Source organism: Paenibacillus elgii NBRC 100335, assembly GCF_004000865.1.
Lineage (GTDB): Bacteria > Bacillota > Bacilli > Paenibacillales > NBRC-103111 > Paenibacillus_G > Paenibacillus_G elgii.
Window position 1 is genome coordinate 19981 of record NZ_BIMB01000071.1, and the last position, 7220, is coordinate 27200.

The following is a 7220-nucleotide window of genomic DNA, read 5'->3' on the forward strand; positions in this document are numbered from 1 at the left end:
CTGGAACATCCGGCAGCCGGGATGCCTGCAAAAAAAGCAGCCATCCCGGGGGATGAACCGCTTTTTCCGCGCGCTCCGAGTTACTTCGACAATCTGGCCTCGAGCGCAGCCTTTTCTTTCTCATAGCCCGGTTTGCCGAGCAGTGCGAACATGTTTTTCTTATATGCCTCCACACCCGGTTGATCGAACGGGTTGACGCCCAGCAGGTAACCGCTGATGCCGCAGGCTTTTTCAAAGAAATAAACCATGTAACCGAATGTATATGGCGACAGATCGGGCAGTGTGACGATCAGGTTCGGCACTCCGCCGTCCGTATGAGCAAGCATCGTGCCCTCGAACGCCTTTTTATTGACGAAATCCATCGTTTGTCCACTCAGGAAGTTCAAGCCGTCCAGATCCTGCGGATCGGTGCCGATCGAGATTTGCTCCGACACCTGCTCGACTTGAATGACGGTCTCGAACAAGTTGCGCGAGCCTTCCTGAATGAATTGACCCATGGAATGTAAATCCGTGGAAAAATCAACCGAAGACGGGTAAATGCCTTTGTTGTCTTTGCCTTCGCTCTCGCCGTACAGCTGCTTCCACCACTCGGAGACGTAGTGCAGCGACGGCTCGTAGTTCACGAGAATTTCCGTCGATTTGCCCTTGCGGTACAGCGCATTGCGAACCGCAGCGTATTGGTACGCTTCGTTCTCCTTCAGGTTCGGGTTGGAATAAGTCTCACGCGCGTCCGCGGCGCCCTGCATCATCGCTTCGATGTCCACGCCGGCAGTAGCGATCGGCAGCAGGCCGACAGCGGTCAGCACGGAATAGCGGCCGCCCACATCGTCCGGGATGACGAACGTTTCGTAGCGCTCTTCGGTTGCCAGCTTTTTCAGCGCGCCCTTCGCTTGGTCCGTCGTCGCATAAATGCGCTCGCGCGCCCCTTCTTTGCCGTACTTCCGCTCAAGCAGCTCGCGGAAAATCCGGAAAGCGATGGCAGGCTCCGTCGTCGTGCCGGATTTGGAGATGACGTTGACGGAAATGTCCTTGCCTTCGAGCAGCTGCAGCAGATGCGTCACGTAGGTGGAGCTGATGTTCTGGCCGACGAAGTAAATTTCCGGCGTCTTGCGCTTATCCTTCGGTAGCAGATTGTAGAAGCTGTGGGACAGCATCTCGATCGCCGCTCTGGCCCCCAGGTAGGAACCCCCGATGCCGATGACGACGAGCGCGTCGGAATTCGATTGAATGCGCTTGGCCGCCTGCTGGATGCGGGCGAATTCTTCTTTATCGTAATTGACCGGGAGATCGATCCAACCGAGATAATCGTTCCCGGCGCCGGTTTTGTCGTGCAATTGGTTGTGCGCGGCGGCTACGGCACCCGCCAAGTAATCCACCTCGTGCTGCTGAATGAAACCAAGAGCCTTGCTGTAATCAAAACGAAGTTTAGCTCCCATTCCAAATACATCCTCCCGTCCGATTCGTTTTTTTCTCTGTGACTGCGGGTAAGACTTGTCCTTGCTTCAAATCAAAAGCCTTGGTCGTACGGTAACACATTAAATCCCTATAGTGTATAGAATACTTTACTTTCTAGCTGAAACGCAAGAGAACAATTCACAGCTCACTGGCAAAATGTTAAAATACAGGCAAGAGGTGATGGATGATCATGAAAACTGTCGGGTTTATCGGACTGGGCACCATGGGCAAACCTATGGCTGCCAATTTGATCCAAAAAGGTTTTCGCGTGAACGTTTACAACCGAACGGCGGACAAAGCCCAGGAGCTTGTCGCCCTCGGCGCCGCACAGACAGCAAGCCCCGCTGAAGCCGCTAAAGAAGCGGACGTCATCGTCACGATGCTGAGCAACGACCAGGTCGTTCTGGACAGCTTGTTCGGCGAGAACGGACTGGCTCACAGCCTGCGTCCCGGACAAACCGTGATCGATTGCAGCACGGTCTCCCCCGCGACGAGCCGCAAAATTTACGATGAGCTGGCCTCGCATCTGGTCGATTTCCTGGACGCGCCGGTAACGGGCAGCAAGCCTGCGGCCGAGAACGGCACGCTCGTCTTCATGGTCGGCGGGCAGGAAGAGACGCTGGATGCGCACCGCGACGTCTTCGAAGCGATGGGCAGCAAAATCGTCTACATGGGGCCAAGCGGCTCCGGCTCCTATGCGAAGCTTGCGCATAATACGATGGTCGGCATCAATGCGCTCGGGCTGATGGAGGGCTTGTCCATGGTGACCAAAGCCGGTCTCGATCCGGAAAGCTTCTTGAGCATCGTCCTTGCCGGCGGCGCGAACAGCAGACAAGCCGAACTGAAAGGCTCCAAGATCGTAAGCCGCGACTTCAGCAACCAGTTCTCGACCAAGCTGATGCTCAAAGACTTGCTGCTCGCCGGCGACGTGGCCGATGGGTTCCAGATGCCTTCGCCGATGCTTCGCACGGCTACGGGGCTGTTCCAGATGGGCCTTGCCAAAGGCCTCGGAGAAGACGATTTGTGCTCGGTCATCCAATGCTATGAGGATTGGATGCACATGCAGGTCAGCAAGCGGGACAACTCTTCCGAAGCCACGACCGAACGCCGCCGCAACGCGCGCATTCAGCTCGACATCAAGCTGCATTTATCCGTTTACCAATGGGAGCAGGAAGGCTCCTTCTCCGGACAGCTGATCGAAGGCTCGTTGGTCGACCTGTCGGAAAGCGGCATCCGCATCGTCTCGTCGTTCCCGCTTGCCCGCGATATGTTCATCGTGCTTCACTTTCCGAAGGAAGCGGACCTGCCGCCGATCACGGCGCGCATCATCCGCATCGATCCGGACAACGGGCTGTTCCGCTACGGCTGCATGCTGTCAGGACTGCCGCCATACGTGCGGCTCAAGCTGGAGGAATACATCCGCGTCCAATCGGAAGAGCAAGAGAAAGCTTCCCAAGCCTGATTCATTTTGCAAAAACCCCGCATCGGCCTATCTGGTTCGTTATACCGGATCGGGTGTGCGGGGTTTTCTTTCCGTTATTCGCTAATGTAGGAGCAGCAGTAGTCCGTCACCGTGCGGACATCCAACTTGAACTTCGCGCCTGCCGGCACCGTAAATTCGCCTGTTCCGTTAATTTCCAGCCATTCGCTAGCGCCGGGCAGCAGCACCTTCAGCTCCCCTGCTTGAATCTCCATAATTTCCTTTGCATCCGTACCGAACTCATACTCGCCGGGAAGCATGATGCCGAGCGTTTTTTTCGTTCCGTCCGCAAAAATCACCGTGCGGCTGGTCACCTTGCCGTCGAAATAGATGTTCGCTTTCTTCACCGCAGTTACGTTCTCAAATTGCGACATGGACCGATTTCCCTCTTTCTCGTCCGAACCAACCGCGGACGGTGGTTCATCGCCACCGCCCGCTGCCGTTCGTCGTCTATTGTTTAACGCCCAATTCCTTATTTCAGCAAGGCTTTCACGCGGGCTACCACATTGTCCACCGTAAAGCCGTACTCGCGGATCACAATCGGACCCGGAGCGGATGCGCCGAATTTGTCAATGCCGAGCACATCGCCCTGCTCGCCGACGTAGCGCTCCCAGCCGAACGGATGACCCATTTCGACCGCCAGACGCGCTTTCACCTCCGGCAAAATGACGGAATCCTTGTACTCCTGCGGCTGCTTGTCGAACAGCTCCCAGCTTGGCATGCTGATGACGCGAACCGCGATGCCTTCTTCGGCAAGCTGTTTTTGCGCGCCCATCGCAAGCTGCACTTCCGTCCCCGTTGCGATAATTTGCGCCTGCGGTTTGCCACCTGCTGCGTCGGACAAGACGTACGCGCCGCGGTCTACCGCGCCGTTCGCCGTGCCTTCCAGCGTCGGAGCCGCTTGACGGGAGAAGATCAAGGCGACCGGGCCTTTCTTGTTCTCAACGGCATAACGCCAAGCGGCTGCCGTTTCCGGACCGTCCGCCGGACGAAGAACCGTCACGCCCGGAATGACGCGCAGCGCGGCAAGCTGCTCGATCGGCTCGTGGGTCGGGCCGTCTTCGCCAACGCCGATGCTGTCGTGCGTGAACACGTAGATCGCCGGCACGTTCATGATCGACGCCAGACGGATTGCCGGACGCAAGTAGTCGGAGAAGACGAAGAACGTTCCGCAGAACACTCTCACGCCGCCGTGCAGCAGCATGCCGTTCGTGGCCGCGCCCATGCCGAACTCGCGCACGCCGAAGTAGAGGTTGCGGCCGCTGTAGTCTTTGGACGTTAGCACGCCGAGATCCTTCATGTGCGTCATGGTCGAAGACTCCAGGTCGGCGGAGCCGCCAACGAGCCACGGCACGTTTTTGGCAATCGCGTTCAGCACCGTGCCGGAAGCCGTACGGGTACCCTTGTCCGCCGAAACGTCGGACGGAATGTCCTTGTCCCAGCCTTCCGGCAGAGCATCGCTTGAGGCCGCCTCGAACTGCTTCGCCAGCTCCGGATGCGCCTTGGCGTAGTCGGCAACCAACTGCTTCCAAGCCTCATACGTTTGAATTCCCTTGCTTTTCACATCGGCGAAATGCTGGCACACTTCGTCCGGCACATAGAAGTGCTGCGCTTCGTCCCAGCCGTACGCTTTCTTGGTGAGCGCGACTTCGTCCACGCCGAGCGGGGAACCATGCGGGCCCGCATGGCCGCCTTTGCCCGCTTTGTTCGGGCTGCCGTAGCCGATGACCGTCTTCACTTCGATCAGCGTCGGACGGTAATCCGCTTGCGCTTCCAGCACCGCTTTGTGGATCGCCTCCAGATCGTTGCCGTCCTCGACGCGCAGCACCTGCCAGCCGTAGCCTTCAAAGCGCTGGGCGACATTCTCGGAGAACGACAGATTCAGCTCGCCGTCCAGCGAAATATCGTTCGAATCGTACAGCACGATCAGCTTGCCGAGCTTCAAATGGCCCGCAAGCGAAGCGGATTCCGACGAGATGCCTTCCATCAGGTCGCCGTCGCCGCAAATGGCATATGTATAGTGATCGATGACACGGTATTGTTCACGATTGTAAACACCTGCGAGATGCGCTTCCGCCATCGCCATCCCCACCGCCATGCCAAGACCTTGACCTAGCGGCCCTGTCGTCGCATCGACGCCCGGAGTATGACCCACTTCGGGATGTCCCGGCGTCAGGCTGCCCCATTGGCGGAACTGCTTCAGCTCTTCCATCGACAGGTCGTAGCCGGAGAGGTGGAGCAGGCTGTACAGCAGCATCGAACCGTGTCCCGCGGACAGCACGAAACGGTCGCGGTTGATCCACGTCGGCTGATCCGGGTTGTGCTTCATCAGCTTCGCGAAGAGCTCGTAGCCCATCGGCGCCGCTCCCATCGGCATCCCGGGATGTCCGGACTTGGCTTTTTCAATCGCGTCAATGGAAAGCGTGCGGATCGTGTCCACGGAAAGTTGTTCGATCGTTTTGTTAGATACCGTCATTGTGATCCTCCTATTGTCGATCTTCTTTTGATCAGCAGTGTGGTAAAGCTCTGGTCCGCCTTCGCGTGAAAGCGCCAGACTTCACGTGATCCCAGTAAACAACAGGGTTGTTCACGTGTGCATTATTTCCTGTTCGCTTGGAGTGCTTGCCTTATTGTACCACTCTCCGTTTCAGTTTGCCATATCCAACCCGTGAACATGCTTTGAAATCTCATCTCGCACAAAAAAATTAGTTCTGCCGAAGGATTTACAAAAGTTACGTCGAAACAGTATCGTATCACACATTTTTTGGAGCGCTTCACTCTTGTTGGATGAACTATGGTAAGCGTGGATGTATTATGTGACACAGGAGCAGATGTATGAACCATCTTTTGCTGGAACTGGCCAATACCCGACAAACGTACAGAAAAATGCTCAATCTGTACTGGATCACCATCGTGCTGACAGCCATTCTCGAATACGTCATATTTCTTATGGAAGCGGATACTTCGCCCTTCGCCTTCTTTCAAGCCTTATTGTTTCAGACGATCTGTTTAACCGCCGTCACCGGAGCCGTAGAAATCCTCTACCGCTACCGCAAACTACAAAGCGATTGGCTGCTCATCTTAACCGGTATTTTCTACGCAACCTCCATTATTCTGATGAACCCGTCAATCGGCATCGTACCCGCCATTTACATTTTTCCGATCCTAACGTCCGTTCTGTCCTTTAACAAAAACCGCATCGTCGCCGCCTTCGCCCTCGTGCTGCTGTCCTTCGCCGCCCTGTACCTCATCAGCCCCGAGCTTCGGCTCACCATGCAGCCCGTACATACGATCGGCATCCTGTTCCTGTACACCGGTACGACCGTTATCGCGCTTTCCATCACCAGCAGCGGAATCGAGCTGCTCAACAACCTGAAGCATGCAACCGAAGCCAAGCAAGAGCTGCTGGTCAAAAACATTATTATGGACAAGCTGTCCAAGCTTGATGCGCTTACGAGCCTGTACAACCATAAGACGTTCCACGAATACCTCGAAAAGCTGATCGACCAGCACGAGCGCAACGAGCTGCCGCTGCAACTGGCGATCGTCGATATCGACAATTTCAAGAAGATCAACGATACGTTCGGCCACTGGGTCGGCGATATTATTTTGATGCGCGTGGCAAGTACGATTAAAGAAACGGTATCTCCCAACGATTTTGTAGCCCGCTACGGCGGCGAAGAATTTGCCGTCATCTTTACCGACAAAACGCCGGAGGAAGCCTACGATTTGGCCGAGCAGGTCCGCCATAAGCTGTCGGGCACCCTGCATCCCGAATTGGATTCGCAGGCGGCGACGATCAGCATCGGTCTACAGGCCTATACCAAAGGCCACGGCAAGGAAGGGCTGTTCAAAGGCGCAGACGCTTCCCTCTATGCCGCCAAGCGAACGGGCAAAAACAAAACGGTCGTGCAATCAGCGATCGCCGACCCCGTGGTCGTGTGATGACTATAATAGACGGCACCGGGTTTAACTATAACCGGTGCCCTTCAATTTTTGACCTGGGGTACGGACCGCAAAGCGCAGCAAGACGAGATGGGGAAAATTATCGCAGCGAAAAGCGCCAAAATCAGCTATCACATATTAACGCTGGCTTTGTTCGTATTTTGGATCGCCGATCGGATCGTATTTATCCGCAAGGACGATTTCGGCAATCTTTCGTTGTTCCTGGCACTATGCTTTTGCCTGGTGCTGTACCCGGTCGTTCAGCTGTTTTACGTGCGCCGGTTCAAATAATTAGGCTAAACCCGCCACGGGTGGATCTATACACAAAAAACCGGAATTG

Annotated in this window: 6 protein-coding genes; 3 read left to right on the plus strand and 3 right to left on the minus strand. The window is 55.9% G+C overall.

All coding sequences use genetic code 11. From position 1 onward, the window contains the following. Nucleotides 1-80 precede the first annotated feature (80 nt). On the minus strand, nucleotides 81-1436 hold the full coding sequence (locus tag PEL01S_RS31445) for a glucose-6-phosphate isomerase (RefSeq protein WP_127463028.1): 1356 nt from the start codon (nucleotides 1434-1436) through the stop codon (nucleotides 81-83). Nucleotides 1437-1639: 203 nt separating this feature from the next. Between PEL01S_RS31445 and PEL01S_RS31450 the strand changes: the two genes are divergently transcribed. Beyond that, the gene (locus PEL01S_RS31450) at nucleotides 1640-2917 is read left to right on the plus strand and encodes an NAD(P)-binding domain-containing protein (protein WP_239551363.1); all 1278 of its coding nucleotides are present in this window, start codon (nucleotides 1640-1642) and stop codon (nucleotides 2915-2917) included. Nucleotides 2918-2991: 74 nt separating this feature from the next. On the opposite strand, the gene ppnP is transcribed toward PEL01S_RS31450, so the two are convergent. Together ppnP and tkt are read right to left on the minus strand one after the other, a co-directional pair. Beyond that, entirely contained in the window at nucleotides 2992-3309 is a 318-nt protein-coding gene (gene ppnP, locus PEL01S_RS31455; protein ID WP_063188379.1) for a pyrimidine/purine nucleoside phosphorylase, read from the minus strand. Between the two features lie 98 nt (nucleotides 3310-3407). Continuing rightward, the gene (tkt, locus tag PEL01S_RS31460; RefSeq protein ID WP_127463029.1) at nucleotides 3408-5411 is read right to left on the minus strand and encodes a transketolase; all 2004 of its coding nucleotides are present in this window, start codon (nucleotides 5409-5411) and stop codon (nucleotides 3408-3410) included. Nucleotides 5412-5770: 359 nt separating this feature from the next. Between tkt and PEL01S_RS31465 the strand changes: the two genes are divergently transcribed. Further along, nucleotides 5771-6880: a GGDEF domain-containing protein gene (locus PEL01S_RS31465; protein ID WP_127463030.1), complete on the plus strand. Its 1110-nt coding sequence runs from the start codon at nucleotides 5771-5773 to the stop codon at nucleotides 6878-6880. 51 nt (nucleotides 6881-6931) lie between these two features. Continuing rightward, nucleotides 6932-7171 carry a hypothetical protein gene (locus PEL01S_RS31470; RefSeq protein ID WP_127463031.1) on the plus strand — a complete coding sequence of 80 codons (240 nt, stop codon included), beginning with the start codon at nucleotides 6932-6934 and terminating at the stop codon, nucleotides 7169-7171. Nucleotides 7172-7220: the final 49 nt, after the last annotated feature.